Origin of the sequence: Methylobacillus gramineus (genome assembly GCF_020532675.1) — a bacterium.
GTDB lineage: Bacteria > Pseudomonadota > Gammaproteobacteria > Burkholderiales > Methylophilaceae > Methylobacillus > Methylobacillus gramineus.
The window spans coordinates 148,019-168,344 of the sequence record NZ_JAJAVE010000001.1 but is presented as its reverse complement, the minus strand read 5'-3'; the positions used below and the strand labels follow the sequence as shown (position 1 = coordinate 168,344).

The 20,326-nt window shown below is 52.6% G+C and carries 21 protein-coding genes; 18 read left to right on the top strand and 3 right to left on the bottom strand.

Going from position 1 to position 20,326, the window contains the following annotated elements; translation table 11 throughout:
- Positions 1 to 85: 85 nt before the first annotated feature.
- From LG201_RS00805 to LG201_RS00795, 3 genes are read right to left on the bottom strand one after another with little or no spacing between them, the layout of a single operon-like run.
- On the bottom strand, positions 86 to 916 hold the full coding sequence (locus LG201_RS00805; protein ID WP_226770289.1) for a hypothetical protein: 831 nt from the start codon (positions 914 to 916) through the stop codon (positions 86 to 88).
- Positions 913 to 2,418 (bottom strand): hypothetical protein, encoded by a 1,506-nt coding sequence (locus LG201_RS00800; protein ID WP_226770288.1) that lies wholly within the window; start codon positions 2,416 to 2,418, stop codon positions 913 to 915. The genes LG201_RS00805 and LG201_RS00800 overlap by 4 nt, the downstream gene beginning before the upstream one ends.
- A 49-nt stretch (positions 2,419 to 2,467) precedes the next feature.
- On the bottom strand, positions 2,468 to 4,078 hold the full coding sequence (locus LG201_RS00795) for an OmpA family protein (protein ID WP_226770287.1): 1,611 nt from the start codon (positions 4,076 to 4,078) through the stop codon (positions 2,468 to 2,470).
- A 280-nt stretch (positions 4,079 to 4,358) separates the two neighbouring features.
- On the opposite strand from LG201_RS00795, the gene LG201_RS00790 reads away from it, so the two are divergent.
- From LG201_RS00790 to LG201_RS00705, 18 genes are all read left to right on the top strand, one after another.
- Complete coding sequence (locus tag LG201_RS00790; RefSeq protein ID WP_226770286.1) at positions 4,359 to 4,961, top strand: 4'-phosphopantetheinyl transferase family protein; 603 nt, start codon at positions 4,359 to 4,361, stop codon at positions 4,959 to 4,961.
- Between the two features lie 72 nt (positions 4,962 to 5,033).
- A complete protein-coding gene (locus LG201_RS00785; RefSeq protein WP_226770285.1) occupies positions 5,034 to 5,729 on the top strand; it encodes a beta-ketoacyl synthase chain length factor in 696 nt (231 codons plus the stop codon).
- 10 nt (positions 5,730 to 5,739) lie between these two features.
- Complete coding sequence (locus tag LG201_RS00780; RefSeq protein WP_226770284.1) at positions 5,740 to 6,549, top strand: lysophospholipid acyltransferase family protein; 810 nt, start codon at positions 5,740 to 5,742, stop codon at positions 6,547 to 6,549.
- The gene (locus tag LG201_RS00775; RefSeq protein WP_226770283.1) at positions 6,500 to 6,760 is read left to right on the top strand and encodes a phosphopantetheine-binding protein; all 261 of its coding nucleotides are present in this window, start codon (positions 6,500 to 6,502) and stop codon (positions 6,758 to 6,760) included. The genes LG201_RS00780 and LG201_RS00775 overlap by 50 nt, the downstream gene beginning before the upstream one ends.
- Before the next feature lie 81 nt (positions 6,761 to 6,841).
- Positions 6,842 to 7,087, top strand: a complete 246-nt coding sequence (locus tag LG201_RS00770) for an acyl carrier protein (protein ID WP_226770282.1) — start codon at positions 6,842 to 6,844, stop codon at positions 7,085 to 7,087.
- Between the two features lie 3 nt (positions 7,088 to 7,090).
- Positions 7,091 to 7,666: a COG4648 family protein gene (locus LG201_RS00765; RefSeq protein WP_226770281.1), complete on the top strand. Its 576-nt coding sequence runs from the start codon at positions 7,091 to 7,093 to the stop codon at positions 7,664 to 7,666.
- A complete protein-coding gene (locus LG201_RS00760) occupies positions 7,667 to 9,022 on the top strand; it encodes an AMP-binding protein (RefSeq protein WP_226770280.1) in 1,356 nt (451 codons plus the stop codon).
- On the top strand, positions 9,006 to 9,359 hold the full coding sequence (locus tag LG201_RS00755) for an ApeI family dehydratase (protein WP_226770279.1): 354 nt from the start codon (positions 9,006 to 9,008) through the stop codon (positions 9,357 to 9,359). The genes LG201_RS00760 and LG201_RS00755 overlap by 17 nt, the downstream gene beginning before the upstream one ends.
- Positions 9,356 to 11,062: a glycosyltransferase family 2 protein gene (locus tag LG201_RS00750; RefSeq protein ID WP_226770278.1), complete on the top strand. Its 1,707-nt coding sequence runs from the start codon at positions 9,356 to 9,358 to the stop codon at positions 11,060 to 11,062. The genes LG201_RS00755 and LG201_RS00750 overlap by 4 nt, the downstream gene beginning before the upstream one ends.
- Positions 11,063 to 11,065: 3 nt before the next feature.
- The gene (locus LG201_RS00745) at positions 11,066 to 12,634 is read left to right on the top strand and encodes an HAL/PAL/TAL family ammonia-lyase (RefSeq protein WP_226770277.1); all 1,569 of its coding nucleotides are present in this window, start codon (positions 11,066 to 11,068) and stop codon (positions 12,632 to 12,634) included.
- Positions 12,627 to 13,046 (top strand): acyl-CoA thioesterase, encoded by a 420-nt coding sequence (locus LG201_RS00740; protein ID WP_226770276.1) that lies wholly within the window; start codon positions 12,627 to 12,629, stop codon positions 13,044 to 13,046. Before LG201_RS00745 ends, LG201_RS00740 begins: the two co-directional genes overlap by 8 nt.
- A complete protein-coding gene (locus tag LG201_RS00735; protein ID WP_226770275.1) occupies positions 13,043 to 13,690 on the top strand; it encodes a LolA family protein in 648 nt (215 codons plus the stop codon). Before LG201_RS00740 ends, LG201_RS00735 begins: the two co-directional genes overlap by 4 nt.
- Positions 13,691 to 13,695: 5 nt before the next feature.
- A complete protein-coding gene (locus LG201_RS00730) occupies positions 13,696 to 16,077 on the top strand; it encodes an MMPL family transporter (protein ID WP_226770274.1) in 2,382 nt (793 codons plus the stop codon).
- A gap of 2 nt (positions 16,078 to 16,079) precedes the next feature.
- A complete protein-coding gene (locus tag LG201_RS00725) occupies positions 16,080 to 16,664 on the top strand; it encodes a DUF3261 domain-containing protein (RefSeq protein WP_226770273.1) in 585 nt (194 codons plus the stop codon).
- Entirely contained in the window at positions 16,661 to 17,842 is a 1,182-nt protein-coding gene (locus tag LG201_RS00720) for a beta-ketoacyl-[acyl-carrier-protein] synthase family protein (protein WP_226770272.1), read from the top strand. The genes LG201_RS00725 and LG201_RS00720 overlap by 4 nt, the downstream gene beginning before the upstream one ends.
- A 3-nt stretch (positions 17,843 to 17,845) precedes the next feature.
- Positions 17,846 to 18,310 (top strand): ApeP family dehydratase, encoded by a 465-nt coding sequence (locus LG201_RS00715; protein WP_226770271.1) that lies wholly within the window; start codon positions 17,846 to 17,848, stop codon positions 18,308 to 18,310.
- Entirely contained in the window at positions 18,307 to 19,050 is a 744-nt protein-coding gene (locus tag LG201_RS00710) for a 3-ketoacyl-ACP reductase FabG2 (protein ID WP_226770270.1), read from the top strand. Before LG201_RS00715 ends, LG201_RS00710 begins: the two co-directional genes overlap by 4 nt.
- Positions 19,050 to 20,276 carry a beta-ketoacyl-ACP synthase gene (locus LG201_RS00705; RefSeq protein ID WP_226770269.1) on the top strand — a complete coding sequence of 409 codons (1,227 nt, stop codon included), beginning with the start codon at positions 19,050 to 19,052 and terminating at the stop codon, positions 20,274 to 20,276. Before LG201_RS00710 ends, LG201_RS00705 begins: the two co-directional genes overlap by 1 nt.
- Positions 20,277 to 20,326 lie beyond the last annotated feature (50 nt).

The following is a 20,326-nucleotide window of genomic DNA, read 5'->3' as shown; positions in this document are numbered from 1 at the left end:
ACTCACGTACATTCGTATAAATATACTCCCTAGTCTAGTTTTTGTCCTGCAATGTGAAACAGGCCCGACAACGGGCCTGTTTGAATTACCTAACTGGATTGAGCAAGGCTGGCTGCCCAAACTCAAGAAGGTGGGCATTGGATCGCTGGAAATATTGCTTCCAGAACCCGCCTAATTCTTGCATGGTCTGGGGTGAACGGTATACCGCTTTGGTTTTGGCATCATCTGCCAGCAATCCAGCCCCTATCACATAGACCCTCGCACCAGAGAAGTCACCAAACAACTGGTTTTTCTCCACTAGCCCCAGCTCTTTTTCCGGCTGTATGGTGCGAACAGCCTGGTTTGCATAAAAGCTGGTCACAGAAGAATTTTCCAGCATATCAGAAGCAATCAGAACCACTTTCTGGTGGGCTGAAGACTGCCTGACGCGGCTTGAAATATCCTTAAGGCTACCAATTACGTCTGATTTACTGATGTTGGTACTACTCCCACCAAACGCAGATTTCAAGGCAGCACCTGCTAACTGGGAAGCTTGTTTGGGTTGTTGGGCTATGCATTGATCAAACTTGGCCAGCACAGGCTTGGATATATCGTTGCGAGCAGCTTGATTAATGAGTGGATCCAATGTGGCAGAGGCTAAGACTTCAGTGTATTGGCCTTGTGTATAAGCGGAAAAACGAATGACTGAGAATGCGTTATTCGCACCCAGGAATGGGCGCAAGTTATTCGCAATCGACTGCTTCAGGCTATTATCAAATACCGTTGTTTGATCTATCACGACAAATATTTCAGTCTCGGGCGTTGAGTCCACCACAGGTAATTTTGCGTGATAACAGCTGGGTAAGCTACCGGCTGCCTCGGCGATCCCAGCACCACTGGCAAAGAGTAAGCATATTGCTAGCTGCCACGGCTTCATAGCAGATCATCCAATTCAGAATCCAATTTAGAGCGGCTGTTTTGTTCCTGCTCTGCAAGTTTGGCTGTTTTGATGGCAGCTAACACTTCTTGTTGCAAGGCCTCCGGCAAACCATGGATATATTCCTTCTTGGCAACCTTATCCTGTAATCCCTCCAGTTGACGCAACGCATCCTGCAGGGAAATCACGGCACTGAATTGAGCAGCATCCGCTACCACCTGCGGCTTGCGCTCCTCAGCATACTTCTGAGTATGTTGACGTTGACTGTCACGGTCTTTCGCCTCCTCCTGTCGACTCAATTCCATGAAATCATAAAAACTCTTGCTGGTATGCATGCCATCTGTGCCTTGCTGGGCATTTCTATCCATCAGTTTTTGCTGAAGGGTTTCCAACTTGGACTGTGCCGTATCAGTAATATCCTGGTAATGTTCGCGTACATCGGAATAGGTGTTATATCGGCCTCGACCTATATCAACAAAGGCCGCTGCACTATTTTGACCAGCAAAGCCCCAGCGATGGCCAAAAATAACCCCCAGTATCTGCAGGAACACGAAAACAAAAGCCAGCACAATAAAGGTTGCCCAGCCGCCATGACGATCAATCGAGGTTTCATCCTGCACGGCTTTATCAACCGTGGAGAGATCCTGTGCCAGGTCGGCATCGGGTAGAGTTGCATCACTGGAAAAGTCCAGGCCATCCGCACTATTCGCTGGCGCGACATGATGGGTGCCAACCACCTCTTGATGCAATGATTTTTCCAGCACCTGTCCACGCACATAGGTGGCAAATACAGCAACAAACAGGACAAATATTGCCGTCAGAATAGTAATTTTGTAACTGGGATGTGTGCCAACACGATTACACAACTGGGTATAACGAGGTTCGCCATCGTCGATCGACTGTGGCTTGGCCAAAGGTACAGTCCCTGTGGTCAGCTTATGTTGACGACCATCCTCCGCCCACTCACGTCGGGCATGGGCAATTTTGCCTGATTTATAAAGCTCATGGCCAGCAAAGTGGGTCATGGCCACCAGAATGATGGAAATCAGGAAGGCAATACCATAAGCCCCAGTCTGCTGCAGATTTTCACTAGCCCCCGGCAAGGTATACCCTGCAAGTACATAGCTAAAACCCATGGCTTCCACAAACACCATGGCCACAGTAAGTATCCATATCCAGAAGGGAATTGCCTGACGTCCGTTATCCCCTGCCTTGGTCAGATATTCAATCTTGTCATTGAAATCCTGCTCATTCTGGATGCGGATAAATTTCTTGTAATCACGACACAGGGACTTCTCCGCCTTGAACCATGACGGATTGGTCATATCCCGATTTAAGTCCTTGGATAGACTACTGATACGTCCAATTAGAGGAAAACTCATCCAGGTGTTCAGCCACCACCACTTTACCTTTTCCCACAACGCCACCACAATCACCAAGGCAACCATCGTGCTGACCACACTCCAGGCCAGTAATGGATAAGCCTCAAAAAACTCCCGCATATTGTTCCCCTTTTTTAAAACTTAATATACATCTGAATAACGCTGCTAATTACTTTTGGCTTGTGTTTATTCTGGGCTTGAAATCCACCACATACTCAGCACCAGCGCGGTTGTAGAGTATCTTGCCACCCTTGGCAATACCGTTATTTTCTTTTGGCAAGAGAATATCTAGGCATTCAAGCCCTCCCTTGCCTTCTGCAAACAAGCGATACAGCAGGCCATTGCTACCCTGATAGATATTCACTGCAGGAGCCAATTCAATATCAGGCTTGGCATTGCGATTTTTAACTGCATCATAGCTGGCATAGATTTTGAGTTCAGGCGCATTAGCTGGTGCTGCCCCATCGCTCAACACAGCCACCTTATTCAATACCACCAAATGTCCACCTACAGTGTCATGCCAGGTTCTCCCATACAGTCCGGGCATGAAATCGCTAGTGGCATAAGCGTGATCATCCTTGAACGACTTCACAGCACCAGTATTACGTGGGCGATCCAGGTTACAACTGCTGATAGCCGTCATATCACTGGCTTCTGCTTCAGTAATCAGCCTCAAGGGTTTCTTGACTGCCTTGACCTCCCCCACATCCAGGCTTGCTTGTTTAGTGCTGAATGGCACACCGCCAAAATCAATCGCATTCACTGCCAGTATCGTGCTGGGGAGCGCTTTGGTCTTCGGCTTTTTATCATCACTCACTGCGGGCTTGGGCTTGCTAGCACTATTGGTCGCAGGCTTGGCAATGGTGCCTGTACTGGCAGGCGTGACAGCTGCAGCCACGGGCTTGCTCAGTGCAGTCTCCTTTGTTGTGGTCGCAGATTTAGCCTCAACCGGACGGTAATAAGCAGTATTGGCACGACGCGTCTGTAAGTACAGTTTGAAGACCTCCTCATTGCTCAGATCAACAATTTCAACACGCCGGTTTTTTGCTCGGCCTTGCTCAGTGCGATTATCAGCAATCGGTAGGGTTTCACCAGCGCCCTGATAATACAACTGATCCTCAGCCACTCCATTCGCCTTGAATACCTGGGCTACGGAGCGTGCACGTTGCTCTGACAAGTCAGCATTCAGCGCGGTATTACCGCTATCATCTGTATGCCCTATCAGCAGCACCCGTTTATTTTTCAGGGCTTGCGCAACCTTGTCTCTTTCCTGCTGGCTGGTACCTGCGCCCAATGATTCAAGCTGCGACTTGATTGAGTACTGGTGAGCAATTTCCGCAAAATGGGTATTGGCATCTACTTCCAAGGTGGAGGACCCACTGCGGAACTGCGGCTTGTTGTCAACATCCACCACTGACACGGAAAGCCCGACTTTCTGGGGCCCAGCTGCCGACGATCCACCACTTGACGTGGTCTGCACCTCAATCGGCGTCACCTGCATATCGAGATCATATTTCTTCTGTATCTTGGCCAGTTCGCACTCGCGCTTGTCGACCTCTGAGCCGATCAGGCCACCCAGCGCGCCACCTATCCCCAGGCCAATCAAAGTACCGAGGGCCTTGTTATTGCCACCGACCTTATTGCCAACTAGGCCGCCAATCAACGCTCCCGTCACAATGCCTATATTGCGTGCATTATTGGCGCAAGGATCATCACTGGCAAACGTCTGCTTGAAAGTTTCACGGATTGAAGGCTGGCCTGTTTTTGGGTCAGTGGTCACACAACTCTGTAATCCGAGAGCAAGCGGTAAAAGAAGCACGATCCAACGTGTTTGAAAAGGCGCCTGCGGCAAGACAATCCCCTAATAAATGATACGGTCTGATATTGTTATATGCACTAGTGTGAGTAATCGGCCTACACATGTCAACGAAGCTGCTTGCCGACACCCTATTGGCCAGATCACCCTCATCTACCATGCAAACTCATGCCATACTGATTTGATGATCACGCTTTACCTAAACAAACAAGGGCATATCTCCAGCACTCATGATGCATCCATCATGGTCATCGCCAATCAGATCGACCGCTCAGGCAGCGATAGAAAACAACAACGCATGCAACAATCACGGCAAGCAAGAGAGCTGCTTGCCGCAGCACTGGCAGAATTTCAAGGACTGCACTATACCCCGGCTACCATGCCTTTGCTTAAGGATGCCCATGGAAAACCCTGGCTTGACTTTCCCCATGCCCCTCATATCAGCATTGCACATTCGGGTAACTGGGTCAGTTGCGCTATTGCCAGATCTGCCCACATTGCCAATATCGGAATTGATATTGAAATGATCCAACATCGTAATTGGGAAGCTTATAGAGAATATGTATTCCATCCAGAAGAAAGTGACTGGATCTTGGCTGCCAATGGCGATGAGCGCAATGCACGAGGTTTGACCTGCTGGTGTCGCAAAGAGGCGATAGCCAAGGCAGTAGGAACGGGGCTGAGTTTTCCGCCATCCCATATTGGCTTTGATCAGCATCAACGCCTCATCTCACTGCCTGATGACATGGGACAAGCTCAGGATTGGCATATTCATGATAGCAATCTCCATGACGAAGCCATTCTCTGTATTGCATGGAAGGCTCTCCCTATGGACAACGCTGTATAATCCTGAGGCATTTGATGGCACCTTCAATCCTATTCAATCCGTCTTTATCACAGATTAAATAAACCTTTATATATGACAGTGTCTCACTCTCCAGCCACCCAATGGGTATTACCAATCTTGCGCTGGGCCTATTGGCATGAAGACATGCAGGATCCGCCAGAGATCAACCTGCAATTCATGGAGGCTGGATTACGCCGCAGACTGAGCCCTTTATTAAAACAGGCGCTTTCTCTTGCCCACCAATGCGCGGATGCACATACCAATCTACGCCTCGTGTTCGCGTCCCGCAACGGGGATATTTCACGTACCACGGACATGTTGATGAGCTTAACGCTTGGCGATACGCCGTCCCCCACCGCATTCAGCATGTCTGTCCTTAATGCGGCGCCTGGTACATATTCGATTGCAACCGCTGACCGCTCCCCCAATATAGCGATAGCGGCCACGGGTTCCAGCATTGGTTTTGGCCTGCTGGAAGCATGGATGCAATTCAGCAACCATCCGGATCAGCCCCTGTTATTTGTCTATGCCGATGAACCGCCACCAGCGATTTATCAGGCCAACCACCTGCATGCGGCGCCCCATGCCATTGCGCTGCTGCTAGGCCCCGATGCTCAACATGAAATCCGCTGCAGCATGCAAGCCAATCTAGAGACCATGGATAGCCCCTTCCCCCAAGCCCTGGCCTTCATCCAGTGCCTGATCAATCGCACAAGCGCATGGCAGGGCGAAGGTAGAAGCTGGCACTGGAGTCACCATGACCGCTAGGCTGCATTGGATGAATCAATTGAATTATGCTTGGCGTCTGCTTGCCACCGGGTTTTGTTTTGTGACATTCAGCGTCGGTGCATTAGTGCTGGGGGCAGTTGTATTCCCTGCACTTTACCTGACACCTGCCCATACGCGCGCCAGGCGGGCACGCAAGATTATCTGCCACACATTTGGCATGTTTCTGCAGCTGATGCAGTTAGTCGGCGTACTCAAGCTTGAAATCACTGGCGGCCACACCCTCAAGGCTCACCCAGGTGCCCTGGTGCTTGCCAACCATCCGACCCTGATAGACGTCGTCGCCCTGATCTCACTGATGCCCAACGCCAACTGCGTGGTCAAACAAGCATTGTGGGATAACTTTTTTATGGGAGGCGTCGTGCGTGCTGCCAATTACATCAGTAATGATGAGCCAGAGTTGCTGATACAAGCCTGTGCAGAGGGCATGCAACAAGGTAACCCCTTGATGATATTCCCTGAAGGAACACGCAGCGTGCAGGGCAAACCACTGAAATTCCGGCGTGGTACCGCCTATATCGCCATGCATGGAAAAATGCCCGTGATCCCAGTATTGATTAAATGTACGCCACCAACTTTAACCAAAGGGGCAAAGTGGTATAAAATCCCGCCCGAGAAGGCTTTTCTACAAATACGCGTTCTTGACCCGATATTCATATACCAATGGGCCAAGCCTGGTGACCCGCCTGCAATTGCGGCACGGCAAGTCACCAAACGACTGGAACATTACTTTACCGAGGCACTGAGTACCCATGGAAGCACTACGTCTGGAGATCAAGCAACTCATCATCAAGTCGCTTGACCTGGAAGACATCACTGCGGATGATATTGAAGACGATGCACCGCTGTTTGAATCCAGTGGCCTTGGTCTTGATTCGATTGATGCACTGGAACTAGGGGTTGCTTTGCGTAAACAGTACAACCTGACCATAGAGGCGAACAACACCAATAATCGCCAGCATTTTCAATCGGTCAGTAGTCTCGCCGCATTTGTAGAACAGCAGAAGAACTGACGCACCCTTGACGTGGTTGCAGGGAAAAGGCAGTACAACCACGCTGGGGAATCCTATTATAAAGACAGTACGGAATCACAAATGTCTGACGCAGAAATCCTTGAACGACTCAAAGCCATCTTTGAAGATACCTTTGAGGTCGATACACAAAGCATTACCATGGACACTCATTTATTCCAGGATCTGGACTTGGACAGCATTGATGCCGTTGACCTGGCCATCAAGCTACAAACCATGACAGGAAAACGTATCAAACCAGAGGATTTCAAGTCTGTTCGCACTGTAGGTGACGTGGTCGCCAATGTGCGTACCTTGCTTGCTGCCTAGGCGATGGATGTAAAAGCCCCGCTAGGCAGGCTGTATATCCTGTTGCTTTGGCTGGTCTATCCCGTCATCATTTTTTTCGGTTTGCAATGGCTTGCACCGCGCTATTTAGCGGCTTTGCTCGGCCTCACTCTGCTGTTACGCTGGCGTAAACTGCTGCCCAGCATGCTGCAACGTTTTTCCTATCTGCAAAAAGGTATTGCTGCCACGCTACTCATCTGGGTACTGGCGACAGCGCTCTTCAACAACGAGCTACTCTTGCGTACCTACCCCGCGATATTGAGCCTGGGCATGCTGTTGATCTTCGGCCTGTCACTGAAATATCCGCCCTCCACCATAGAAATTTTCGCGCGCATGCAAACCTCCGCTTTACCTCCTGCGGCAATTGCCTATACGCGTAAAGTAACCATGGTCTGGTGCCTGTTTTTCCTCATTAACGGGACAATCGCGCTCTATACCGCCTTGTATGCCAGCCGTGCCAACTGGGCGCTATACAACGGCTTCATTGCCTATCTCATCATGGGCGTGCTATTCATTGGAGAATGGCTGATCCGTCAACGTGCGATGACACGGGAGGCATAGATGCTGACTGCCTTGAGCCAGCTTTTCAGCCACCATCGTGCTCCCGATCAGATAGTGTGTCACGATGGCAACCAATATATCCACTGGGCACGGTTCTCCGGGCAGGTCGCATGGCTGGCCGCCTCTTACGCCCTGCATCCACAGCAACGCTGGCTGTTAAGCAGTGAAGATGCGCTTGATTTTATCGTGCGTCTATTTGCCTTGTTACACGCCGGTAAAGAAGTCGTCATTCCGCCCAACTTCCAGCCAGGCACAAAACAGCAATTAATTGATGCCTATGACGCGGATGCCGCCAGCATCACTCTCCCCAGCATACAATATGCAGCTACACTACAACCGGCACTGAACGCCGAATCCTGCCTGATACACCTATATACCTCCGGCAGCACGGGCTTGCCCAAGCAGGTGAGCAAGACGCTGGGGCAACTGGAACGCGAAATCGCAGTGCTGGAGCACTTGTGGGGCGCGCAACTGGGAAATGCCACCATCATTGCCAGCGTACCGCATCACCACATTTATGGATTATTGTTCCGGTTGCTGTGGCCGCTCTCTGCTGGCCGCGCATTTGATGTAGCAACCAGCCCTATGCCGGATATCCTCTTGCAACAAAACATCCGGTTTGGGCATACCGTCCTGGTCTCCAGTCCAGCGCAGCTCGCCCGATTGCCTGACCTGATGCCACTGGCAACGTTGCAACCGCAGCTTGCCATGATCTTTTCTTCTGGCGGGCCATTGCCACCTGCAATTGCCGCACAGTTCCGGCAGGATATAGGCGTTGCACCGACTGAGATTTTCGGCAGTACGGAAAGCGGTGGCATCGCCTGGCGCACACAAACAGAGGATTGCGCCTGGACGCCCTTCCCTGGCATCGTCATCGCCGCCGATCCTGACCAGGCCCTGTTGTTACATTCCCCTATCCTGGGCAATGACCAGCCCTACAGGATGGAAGATGCAGTGCAATGTTTGCCAGACCAGCGTTTTGAACTGCGCGGACGCCTGGACCGCATCGTCAAAATCGAAGAAAAACGACTGTCGCTACTCGAGCTGGAACAACAATTGATCAACCACCCCTGGGTCACCAATGCGGCAGCAGCCGTACTGCAACGCCAACGCCAGGCTGTAGGTGTGGCCATCATATTGAATATGGAAGGCGCGCGGGCATTAGAAGAACAAGGCAAACAGGTAATCAGCCGCACCTTGCGCCATAGCCTGGCACAGCATTTTGACGCGGTATTACTGCCGCGTTACTGGCGCTTTCCGGAAGCCCTGCCATTGAATGAACGGGGAAAATTGACTCAGGCTGCTCTGGTGGCGCTATTTCAGGCAAAGGAGGTCACACATGCAGCTACTCCCTGAGATTAAAGCCATCACACACACAGCACCTGATGCTGTTGCGCTTAGCCTATATGTGCAGCCAGCGCTGCATTATTTCCCCAACCACTTCCCGGACTTCCCTATTCTGCCAGGGGTCGTGCAGTTAAACTGGGCCGTGCATTTCGCTCGCGAACATCTGGCCATGACAGGCAAATTCTCTGCGCTTGAGAACATCAAGTTTCAGTCGATTGTCCTGCCACAGCAAGCCCTGGAATTGTCCTTAAAATGGCACGCCCCTCAACAGCGGCTGGAGTTTGTCTTTGCACTGGGCGCGCAGAAATTCTCCTCTGGCCGCATCATATTTGGCGGTGCAGCATGAGTTTTCAGCCCTGCCTGCTAATTCCGATCTACAACCATCAATCCACCATAGTCAGCACCGTAGACAAACTGGCGGCCTACGGCCTGACTATTTTCATCGTGGACGATGGCAGTGACCTTGCCACCCAGCAGGTGTTGGCAAAGCTGGCAAGCGATCAACCACTGGTAAAGCTGTATAGACTGCCAGTCAATGCAGGTAAAGGCGCTGCCGTCATGCATGGCATGGAACACGCTTATGCCTCGGGATACAGTCATGCATTGCAGATAGATGCCGATGGCCAGCACGATGTAGCCGATGTACCTCGCTTTCTTGAGCAAGGCCAATTGCACCCTGCATCGGTGATATGCGGCAAACCGATTTACGATGACTCCGTCCCCAAAGGCCGTTTGTATGGCCGTTACCTTACGCACTTCTGGGTATGGATAGAAACCTTGTCATTTCAGATTGCAGATTCCATGTGTGGTTTCAGGCTGTATCCGCTCACCGCGACCTGCAAGCTCATCAACCAATCTCACATTCCACGGCGCATGGACTTCGATATCGCCATCGTGGTACATCTGGCCTGGCTAGGACTGGGCTTTATCAACCTGCCCACACGCGTGATCTATCCTGTAGGCGGCTTATCCCATTTCCGCATGTGGCAGGACAACCTGAATATCAGCAAAACCCACACCAGATTGTTTTTTGGCATGCTGAAACGCCTGCCATGCCTGCTTTGGCGAAAATTATCGTCAAAAAAAGAGACCTCATTACATTGGTCACAACTAGCAGAACGCGGCACTGCAAGTGGATTGGGGCTGGTGGCGGCATGTTATCGCTGGCTGGGAAAACCATTGGCCAGACTCATGCTGTACCCAATCGTCGCTTATTTTTTTATCAGCAACCGTCGGGCGCGCACCGCATCCCTGAATTATCTGCGCAGAATCCATGCATTCCAGAGCAATACCGGCCCCCAGCCCGCCTGGAATAAGGCTTTTCATCATATGCTGTCATTTGCGCGCTCTGCGCTGGATAAACTGGGTGCCTGGATGGGCGATACTCCGCCCGTGACATTCCCTAACCAGCAGGAGATGGATGCACTGCTGGCTGCTGGCAAAGGCGCCATGCTGATAGGCGCGCATTTGGGCAACCTGGAGATGATGCGGGCAATCGCCACACTAAAAAATAAGACCTCCGTGAATGCCGTGGTTTACACCGATCATGCGCAACGCTTCAACCGGGTGCTGGAAAACGCCAATAACAGCTTCTGCATCAACTTGATTCAGGTCTCTCATTTTGGCGCAGACACCGCCATCATGCTGAAAGAGAAAATAGACCAGGGCGAATTGATCGTGATTGTAGGAGACCGCACGCCACCAGCGGAAAATGGCCGTACCACTAGCGTCGACTTTCTTGGCATGCCTGCGCCTTTTGCTCAAGGACCGTTTATCCTCGCCAGCCTGCTTGAATGCCCGGTTTACCTGTTTTTCTGCCTGCAACAGGGAAAGGGCTACCGTATTCATTTCGAACATTTTGCAGACGAGATAAAATTACCCCGTCGCGAACGCCAGCAAGCCTTGCAGGCCTATGTTCAGCAATATGCACAAAGACTGGAGAGCTACTGCCTGCAAGCACCGCTACAATGGTTCAATTTTTACGATTTCTGGGCAACACCCGCCAAGAAACAAATCCCTACTCACTTATACCAGCAGGAACAGCCCTGACGCATGAATATGCCAGATATTGAATCCCCGCAAGCCTCTCGCTCCATCACCATCGGTAGCCAGCGCATCAGTATAGAGGATGTATTGCAAGTAGCGCGCCACCAGCATGGCGTGACCCTATCCAGCACTGCCACCTTTAAGGCTCGCATCGATAAGGGAGCGGCTTTCCTGGAAAGCCTGCTGGCGAATAATGGCACGGTTTACGGCGTCAATACCGGCTATGGTGACTCCTGCACCGTCACAGTCCCTGCTGACTTGGTGAATGAATTGCCGCTACACCTGACCCGTTATCATGGTTGTGGCCTGGGCGCCTATCTGGATGATGAAGCAACACTGGCTGTGCTGGTATGTCGCCTCAACTCACTGGCACAGGGATACTCTGGTGTGCGGTGGCAATTGCTGCAACAGCTTTCCAGCCTGATCAATCACCGCATATTGCCCAATATCCCGGAAGAAGGGTCGGTAGGTGCCAGTGGCGACCTCACCCCCCTTTCCTATGTGGCAGCCGCACTGATTGGCGAACGTGAAGTGCGTTACCAGGGCAGGCTGCAACCAGCAACTGAGGTACTGCAATCGCTGAATATCCCCTTGCTGACACTGGCCCCAAAAGAAGGGCTGGCGATCATGAATGGCACTGCCGTGATGACCGGCCTTGCTTGCCTGGCCTGGCAGCGAGCTGAATATCTCACCCGCCTGTGCTGCCGCATCACCGCCATGGCGCAGATTGCCTTGCTGGGTAACCGCGGCCATTTTGATCCCCGGCTGTTTGCCGCCAAACCGCATGCTGGCCAAAATGAGGCAGCTGCCTGGATTTTCTCCGATATTGTTGAAGAATCCGGAGAGGTCATACGCCTGCAGGATCGCTATTCCATACGCTGCGCACCACACGTGATTGGCGTTGCACGCGATGCCTTGGGCTGGATGCGCCGTGATATAGAAAATGAACTCAACAGTGCCAACGACAATCCGCTGATAGACCCCGATGCCGGCGTGCTATTGCATGGTGGCCACTTCTATGGCGGTCATATTGCGTTTGCCATGGATAGCCTGAAAAATGCCGTCGCCAACCTGGCTGACCTAATGGACAGGCAACTGGCACTGCTGGTGGACAGCAAATATAACCACGGCTTGCCACAAAACCTTTCCGGCAGTGAAGGACATCGCGCTGCCATCAATCATGGTTTCAAGGCCGTGCAGATCGGCACTTCAGCCTGGACTGCAGAAGCGCTCAAACTGACCATGCCCGCCAGTGTGTTTTCACGCTCGACCGAGTGCCACAACCAGGACAAGGTCAGCATGGGGACCATTGCTGCGCGCGATTGTTTACGTGTATTGGAGCTCACCGAACAAGTGGCGGCAGCATTGATCATGGCAGCCGTGCAGGGCGTTACCTTGCGCCAGCAAGTCAGTCCAGGCAAACCCTCCGGGCTGACCAAGCCGGTGAGTGAATTTATCGCAACGACCAGCCCGCACAGTGCCTTCCTTGATGAAGACCGCCCACTGGAAGCCGAGCTGCGTGCATTGACAGGACTTATCCGCCATCAACACTGGGAGCTCTACCCCAATGCCTAAACTGAGTGCCACCGTGACTGTAGAAATCCCGTTTCATGATGTTGATGTGATGAATGTGGCCTGGCATGGACACTACGTGAAATACTTTGAGATTGCCCGTTGCGCGCTGTTGCGAGAATTCAACTACGATTACCCGCAAATGCAGGCCTCTGGTTATTTATGGCCGGTGGTCGAATGCCACCTCAAGTACGTCAAGCCTGCTCTTTACGGTCAACACGTCAGTGTCACCGCCAGTTTGCTGGAACATGAAAACCGACTCAAGATCGGCTATGAAATCACGGACACACAGACGGGTGAGCGCCTGACCAAAGGCTACACCACCCAACTTGCCGTGGATGCAAGCAATATGGAATTGCAATTCGTTTCACCCCCTATCGTATCAAGCAAACTGGAGGCCATATGCAAGGCATGAACACAGCACAAGCATGGCTGAATGTAATATTGGCAAGCGCAGTAGCCTGGTTGGCTACCAGCATCCTGACAATCCCCAGCAGCCAGGCTGCCGATGCTGAACTGCTAAGCGCCATAGGCAAACAGATAGAGCAACATCAAGTCGTGCGCGCCGACTTCACGCAAACCAAGCAAATGGCCTCGCTCAAACGTCCATTGCTGACGCATGGCAAGCTGGTCTATTCCAGCCGCCATGGCGTGTTATGGCAGATAGAACGCCCTTATCGTGTCAGCTATCTACTGGGCGAAACCAAAATCATAGAAATCAGTGCCGATGGCAGCCGCAAGGAGCGTGGTGTGCGCGACATTCCTGGACTAGCCCAGGTGGGACGAGTATTTCGCGCCATGCTGGGCGCCAACACACAGGCATTAAAAGACCATTTTGATGCGACGGTGACAGGCACCCCACAACAATGGAATATCGTGCTTCAACCCAAGCAAGCCCAGGTACAGCAGTTCTTGCAACAGCTTAAGTTAAACGGGAATCAGTTTGTGGAGCAGATAGAGATTGCAGAAACCAGTGGTGACTTGACCCAGATCAAGTTCAGTAATTCCACAGCCTCCGCACCCAGCGCCCTCGAGCAGCAATTACTGGATAGCCTGTAAGCTCCATGAGATTCAAGCTCGACGCCTTGCACTTGCGTGCCTTGCTCTGGTTGATCCTGGCATTGACTGCGGTGCTGGCTTGCGCCAGCCAGATGACTGGCCGCTTCCCGCTGCAAACCAATCTGCTGGCACTGCTGCCCACGACAGAGCGCAATCCGGTGGCAGAGCAGGCCGTGAACAAGCTTGCAGAAGCCGCAGGCAACCGTGTCGTCTTTCTACTGGGTAATGAAGATGCACCCGCCGCATTTGCTGCTGCACGTGCCTTTGCAGCGCAATTACGCTCTACCGGCAACTTCCGTCATGTGCTTGCCGATATTCCACCGCTTGATCCTAAACAGATCAGTGCTTTTTTCCAGCCTTATCGCTACAACCTGCTGAGTGATGCAGATCGTGTTCAGCTTGCCAATGAGTTATTCAAACAGCAACACTCACTACCAGATCGTCTGCAAACCAAATTGTATGCCCCCTTCCGCTTCGGCCTGACAATGTCAGCCGCGGCTGATCCATTTGGTTTGACTGATGACTGGCTGGCCAGCCTGCCACTGAAAAACCTGCAACTGGAGCCGCATAACGGCATGTTGGTCAGCCGCAGTAATGGCAAGACCTGGGTGTTTGTCAGCGCAGACCTGCCTGATTCCGCCTATAACGGTGACGTGCAGCATCAGGTGGCAACTGCCGTGGACATGGCAGAACATGTGCTCAAGACCCATCACCCTGACACCATTCTGCTACGTGCGGGTACCGTATTTTATGCCGATGCCGCACGGGCAAGTGCCGAGCAGGAAGTTCACCGCATCAGTGTTGTCTCCCTAGTCGGCATGCTGCTGTTGCTATACCTCGTCTTTCGCTCAATACGCCCTCTAGTATTAGGGTTACTCTCTGTGGGGTTTGGCATCACTGCAGCCATTGCAGTCACGCTGGCGTTATACGGGGAAATTCACCTGATCACACTGGTGTTTGGCGCCAGCCTGATAGGGGAAGCGATTGATTATGCCATCCAGTATTTTGCCGCTCACCTGGGTGCAGGAGCAGATTGGGAGCCCATGAAAGGCTTGCGACGCATCGGTGCCGGACTCACTGTCGCACTGATTACCAGTCTGATGGGCTATGGGGCATTGGCCCTGGCGCCATTCCCGGCTTTGTCGCAAATTGCCCTCTTCGCGCTGGTCGGCCTCACCTCCGCCTGGCTGTCAGTTTTCCTGTTGCTGCCTGCCTTGTTACGTACCCCTAATCGCCGCAACCCTGAAACCGCAGTGGCACTGCCAAGAAAAATCCTGCTGAAATGGCAACACCGCATCAGTGCCAAAGCATCCCTATTGGCTACGGGCCTACTGCTGGTGCTTGCCATTCCAGGATGGAGTCAACTCAAGGCGAATGATGACGTCCATTTACTCATTGCACGCTCAACCGACCTGGTGAGCCAGGAAGAAGCCATCCGTCGCATCATCGGCTTTGATAACAGCAGCCAGTTTTTCCTGGTAGAAGGCCAGGACACGGAACAATTGCTGCAGAATGAAGAAGCGCTGCATGAAAAGCTCAACCAACTGATCCAACAAGAAACACTCACAGGCTATCAAGGCATGGCTTCATTTGTGCCCTCAAGACAAAGACAAGCAGACAATCGTAGCCTGTGGAGTAACACCGTATTTGCAGATGAAAAGCAGCTGTCTTCCATGCTGGAAGAGGCCGGACTGCGCGATGAAGTAGCAATTGAACAAATCACCGCATTCAAGGCGAGTGCAGATAACAGACTAGAGCTTGCATCATGGTTGGAACAACCGTTATCCACCCCATTCCGCCACTTATGGCTGGGTAAGACCGACCAGGGCTATGCAGCTATTGTGCTGCCGCAGGGCATCAAGCATCTGGAGCACCTGCGCCAGGCAACCGCAGGCCTGCCCCATGTGACATTTGTCGATAAAGCTGGCAGCGTCAGCACCCTGTTCGAGCATTATCGGCAGTGGAGTTCGCTCTGGTTGCTGGGTGCTATTGGGCTGATCTTCCTGGTATTGTCCATGCGCTACCACTGGCAGCAATCCCTCATTATCCTGATGCCGACGGTACTGGCAATGGTGCTGACCCTGAGCCTGTTTGGTTATCTGCACATTGCCCTGACCCTGTTCAATATGATGGGCCTGATGCTGGTGCTCGGCGTGGGTGTGAATTACGCCATATTCCTGCGTGAAGGTGGCATCCATGCCGCGGCAACATTGGCAGGCGTATTGCTCTCCGCTGGTACCACGCTGCTCTCCTTCGGCATGCTGGCATTTAGCAGCATGCCTGCACTGTCCAGTTTTGGCCTGACCTTGCTTATAGGCATTGCAGTCTCGGCATTCCTCGCTCCCATGCTCTTGAGTTTTGACCGTCAACTTGATCAAAAAGCCTGAACATGAAACTTCCCGCTATTTTTGTCTGTTTATTGATTGCCAGCGTGCTCAACGCATGTGCACCCCATGATACCCAATGTGCCGCTATCCCTGGCGGAGGAAAATACTGCCTGCAGAATACTGCCCTGATACCCGCATTTGAAACCCAGCAACAGGTAGATATCACCTTCAATGGCAAACATGAGTCCATGATAGCCTCAATCGAAAACGACGCGCATGGCCTGGATTTTGTCGGCCTGACGCTATTCGGCCAGAAAATCATGCACCTGCGTTATAACAATCATGATGCCAGCGCGCTACTCAGCCCTGATAAACGCCTGGACCCCGCCCTGATGCTAGCCTTGCTGCAACTAGCCTTATGGCCTGCGGACGCGGTCATGGCCGGACTCGACCCAGCCATGCAATTGGAAGAAAGTGCACAAGCACGGCACATCAACCGCGGCGGCAAGGTACTGATGGATATCCAGTACACAGACCCTGCAATACCTTATCGACAACTGGCGATTTCCATTCCGGCCGCGCAAATGACACTGAACATCACCAGCCTGCCGGAAGAACCCTCAGCAACATCCGGTCTTGAACCATGAGCCAACGTTATTATCTTTCTGCACTCGGTATCATCAATGCCCTGGGCTATGGCAAGCACGCCATCATGCAGGGATTGTTTCAGGGAGATACCAGCGGTATGACACTGGAACAAGGATGGTTGCATGAAGGTACTGCTCGGGTGGGACGGACGCGCGGGGAATTGCCGCAGATCCCCAGCCATTTGGCCGATTTTTCCAGTCGAAATAATCAATTGCTGCTCGCGGCGATGCTTGAGATAGAAGCAGAGATAGCCGCTGCAATAGCGCATTTTGGGCCTGCACGTATAGGGGTCGTGATAGGCTCAAGCACCTCTGGCATGGCTGAAGGCGAAGCGGCCGTGATGGCTCAGCAGACCAATGGTCATTTGCCTGAAGGCTATCAATATCTGCAGCAGGAGCTGGGCACACCTGCACTGTTTGCCAGCCGCTATCTCAAGCTGAGCGGCCCGGCTTATACCGTTTCAACCGCATGTACCTCCAGTGCCAAGGCATTCCAGTCTGCGCGCAACCTGCTCAAGCATGGTATTTGCGATGCTGTACTGGTGGGCGGTGTAGATACCTTGTGTAAACTGACGATCAATGGCTTCACTGCACTGGAATCTACCTCGGCCGCACTATGCCAGCCCATGAGCCTCAATCGCCAGGGCATCAACATAGGCGAAGGTGCCGCATTTTTTATTCTGAGCAAGCAGGCATCGTCCATCGAACTGCTCGGCATAGGCGAAAGCAGCGATGCCTATCATATGTCAGCCCCCGAGCCTGAAGGTAGAGGTGCGGAGTCTGCAATGCGGGCAGCATTGACTGATGCATCTCTCAAGCCTGAAGCTATCGGCTACCTCAATCTGCATGCCACTGCCACGCGCAAAAATGATGAAATGGAAAGCCACGCGGTCGCCCGCGTTTTCCCTGCAGGCGTTCCCTGTAGCGGAACCAAGCCATTAACCGGCCATACATTGGGCGCAGCAGGGGCCACTGAACTGGCATTTTGTTGGTTGGCACTGCAGCATCAGCAATTGCCGCCACACATCTGGGATGGCATAGTGGATGACACTTTGTCACCGCTTACATTTACCGAGCAAGATCAGGCTTTCAGTGGCCATGGCCGCCGCTGCATGAGCAATTCATTCGCGTTCGGCGGTAGCAATACCAGCCTGATTATTGGCGATGCAATCACATAAAATATGAACCAAGACTTATTACCCCCTATAGTTGAATTACTCCTGCATAGCGGAGATATGGCAATGCTGGAACGCATACTCAGTGTTGGCGACGAGCAAACACTGGCAGAATGTATCCCGCAGGCAGATCGTTGGTATGCGGATGAAGCAGGCAATATGCCGGCCTGGATAGGCATAGAGCTGATGGCGCAAGCAATTGCCGCCCACGTCGGGTTACTCAAGCGCTTACAGAAAGCACCACAGAAACAGGGGGTATTGTTGGGCACGCGCAGTTACCAATCCAAGGTGGCTGCATTTACTGCAGATCAGGTCTTGCATATCGCCGTTACCCTCGCCTATCGTGATGATAGTGGCCTGGGGGCTTATGACTGCAAGATCAGTGACGATACTGGTGAACTTGCCACTGCCACGCTCAAGGTATTTGAACCCGATGACTTTGAATCATTCTTACAAGGAAATGCTGCATGAGCGCCCTCACACTATCTCGGCGTGTATTAGTCACTGGCTCAAGCCGCGGCATAGGCCGCGCTATTGCGCTGCGGCTTGCACGTGATAATTTTGCCGTGACTGTGCATTGCCGTAGCAGCAAAGTGGAAGCACAAACCGTGATGAATGACATTATCGCGGCTGGTGGCCAGGCCGATATGCTGCAGTTTGATGTGGCTGATCGGGCTGCCAGCCGGGCAGCATTGAATGGCATAGTGGAACAGCAAGGCCCTTACTACGGCATTGTATGCAATGCCGGGATTTCACGCGATGGTGCGTTTCCGGCCTTGTCTGATGAGGATTGGGATCAAGTGCTGGATACCAGCCTCAATGGTTTCTTCAATGTCGTACATCCCTTGACCATGCCGATGGTGCGCATGAAAAAAGGTGGCCGTATTGTCACGCTGGCCTCGGTATCAGGGGTCATGGGCAATCGGGGCCAGGTCAATTACAGCGCTGCCAAGGCAGGCCTGATAGGCGCCACCAAGGCATTGGCCGTGGAACTTGCCAGCCGCAAGATTACCGTCAACTGCGTCGCCCCTGGCCTGATTGCCACCGACATGATAGATGAACTCGAAACGGTCGATGAAGCACTCAAAATCATCCCGATGAACCGGGTTGGCGAGGCAGAGGAAGTGGCGGCGGCAGTAGCATTCCTCATGTCAGATGATGCCTCTTACATCACGCGTCAGGTACTAGGTGTCAATGGCGGGATTATCTGATGAAGCGCGTTGTTGTCACCGGGATGGCCGGCATCACGGCGCTGGGCAATCAATGGCAGGAGATAGAAGCAGCACTGCGCCTTGGTCAGAATGCGGTCCGGCCCATGCCGGAATGGGATTATATCGAATCGCTCAACACCCGCATTGCGGCTCCTGTCGACCGCTTTACCACCCCCAGCCATTATTCACGTAAGGTAACCCGCTCCATGGGTCGGGTCGCCTTGCTCTCAGTTCGTGCCAGTGAGATGGCATTGGCAGATGCCGGGCTCCTGAATGCCCCACTGATCAGCGATGGCCGTATGGGCATTGCCTATGGTTCCTCTTCCGGCAGCGTAGATCCAGTCCGCGTATTTGCCCATATGCTGGAAACCGGCTCCATGCAAAATGTCACATCGACCTGCTACATCGAAATGATGCCGCATACCACGGCCGTCAATATCGGGCTGTTTTTTGGCCTCAAGGGTCGCGTCATTCCTACCTCAAGCGCTTGTACCTCGGGGAGCCAGGCCATAGGCTATGCGTATGAAGCCATTCGTTTTGGCCGTCAAACCATGATGATTGCTGGTGGTGCCGAGGAGATGTCCGCCCCCAGCTCTGCCGTATTCGACACCCTGTTTGCCACCAGCAGCCGCAATGAGGCACCGCATACCACCCCACGCCCGTTTGACCGGGATCGTGATGGGCTAGTCGTCGGAGAAGGCGCTGCCACTCTGATCCTGGAAGAATACGAACACGCCAAAGCGCGTGGCGCCAACATATATGCCGAAATCGTTGGCTTTGGCAGCAATTCAGATGGACGCCATATCACGCAACCTGAAGCCGATACCATGGCAGTCGCCATGCAACAGGCCCTGGACGATGCAGGGATCCCCCCCTCAGCGATTGGCTACGTCAGCGCGCATGGCACGGCCACTGACCGCGGCGATATCGCGGAAAGTCAGGCCACCCATCAAGTATTCGGTGCCAATATCGCTATCAGCTCCATGAAAAGTTACCTGGGCCACACTCTAGGTGCTTGTGGCGCAATAGAAGCTTGGTGGGCTATTGCGATGCAGCGCCAGGGCTGGTTTGCGCCAACATTGAACCTGCAACATCCTGATCCTGCGTGTGCCGAGCTTGATTACCTTATGGGAAATGGCAGGCAAATGCAGGTGGAATACCAGATGAGCAATAACTTTGCTTTTGGTGGGATTAATACTTCAATTATTCTAAAATCCTGCGCATAAGTATCATAAAACCATATCGGGCAAGATCAGACGGAAACACTTAAAGGGGA